This window comes from Rhodococcus sp. BUPNP1, from assembly GCF_002215235.1.
In the GTDB taxonomy this organism is placed as follows: domain Bacteria; phylum Actinomycetota; class Actinomycetes; order Mycobacteriales; family Mycobacteriaceae; genus Rhodococcus.
Map to the genome: position 1 here is coordinate 1 of NZ_NERM01000073.1, position 1464 is coordinate 1464.

The window sequence follows — 1464 nt, forward strand, 5'->3', positions numbered from 1 at the left end:
GGACTCTCAATGATCCTGTCAAGCCGCCACCGCGGTAACCGGCACATTCGGTTGCCAGGTGCGGTTGTCGCGGAGCAGAGCGTAGAGAACGTCCACGCGCCGCCGAGCCAGGCAGATCGTGGCCTGGACGGGTCGCTTACCTTCGGCACGTTTGCGCTGATAGTAGGCGCGAGAGGCGGGGTCGCAGCGGACCGCGGTCAACGCCGACATGTACATCACCCGGCGCAGGCGCCTGCTGTAGCGCTGAGGGGTGTGCAGACGCCCGGTGCGTTTACCCGAATCCCTGGGTCGCGGCGCCAACCCGGTCCAGGCAGCGAGTTGGTCGGCCGATCCGATCAGGGCGGGGTCACCGACTGCGGCAAGGAATTCGGCGCCGAGCCGGAATCCCATACCCGGCAAGCTCAGGATCACTTCGGCCAGAGGGTGCCGGCGAAATCGGGCCTCGATCTCCGCGTCCACGGCCCTGATACGTGTGTCGAGGTCGATCACCGCCTGCGCCAATTCGGCGACCAGTTCGGCAGCGACATCTTCCCCCGGCAACCGCACGGTCTGCGCCTTCGCGGCGGTGACTGCGGCCCGGGCGATCGATTCGGCGTGGCGCACCCCGGCCCCGGTGAGCATCGCGGCCAGTCGGGCCGCACCGACGCGGCGGATCGCTTTCGGTCGCTGGTAGCGGGCCAGCAGCACCACCCAGCCCCGGTCCGAGGAGATCTGCGCGACGCGTTCGAGGCCGGGGCAGATCGCGACGAGTTGCTGACGCAGCCGGTTGATGGTCCGGGTACGGTCGGCGACCAGATCGGTGCGGTGGCCGGTGAGCATCTGCAGCTCACGGATCAACTCGTCGTCGGGACGCAGAACGGGCAGGTCCGACCGCATCCGGGACTGATCGGCGATCACTCGGGCGTCGCGGGCGTCGGTCTTGGCTTCGCCGCCGCGGTAGACCGACGATGCCTGCCACACCGAACGTCCGGACAGGTAGCGCACCGGTTTCCCGGCGTCGGCCAGCACAGTCAGCAACAAGGTGACGTAGGCGGTGGTCAGATCCACCGTCCACGACACCGTCTCGGCGAGTGCGTCGATCTCGGTGATCACCGCACGGATCGTTGCTTCGTCGTTGTCGCATCGCCGCGACAGCACCACCGCTCCGGAGGTGTCGAGTACGCATATCCAGTGGTGTTCTTTGCCGACGTCGACTCCTGCCCACAGTCGCGAACCGGTCATCGGATCTCCTCGTTTTCGCTTGTGTTCCGGCCTGGCCCCGATGGACGCCTCCGCCGGCATTTCCTTAAACAAGCGATCATGCGCAGATCTCAATCAGCGGTCCGAGGTGTCCAGACAGGTCGGGTGGCCAGTCCTTTCAAGCCCCACTCGAGAGTGGGCAAACCTTATGCAGCCTCGCCCGGCCCGCCCGGGTTACAGCTCAACGTAACTCTCACGAAGTAACTGCACCTACGAACTTAAGGA

1 protein-coding gene is annotated in these 1464 nt (G+C 66.2%); it reads right to left on the reverse strand.

Annotated elements, in window-relative coordinates; all coding sequences use genetic code 11:
- Positions 1 to 18 precede the first annotated feature (18 nt).
- Complete coding sequence (locus B9C99_RS25450; protein WP_088899798.1) at positions 19 to 1221, reverse strand: IS110 family transposase; 1203 nt, start codon at positions 1219 to 1221, stop codon at positions 19 to 21.
- Positions 1222 to 1464: the final 243 nt, after the last annotated feature.

What these genes read in the sequence shown, in the direction of transcription:
- B9C99_RS25450 (WP_088899798.1), bottom strand. Translation starts at nt 1,221, where the DNA reads ATGACCGGTTCGCGACTGTGGGCAGGAGTCGACGTCGGCAAAGAACAC.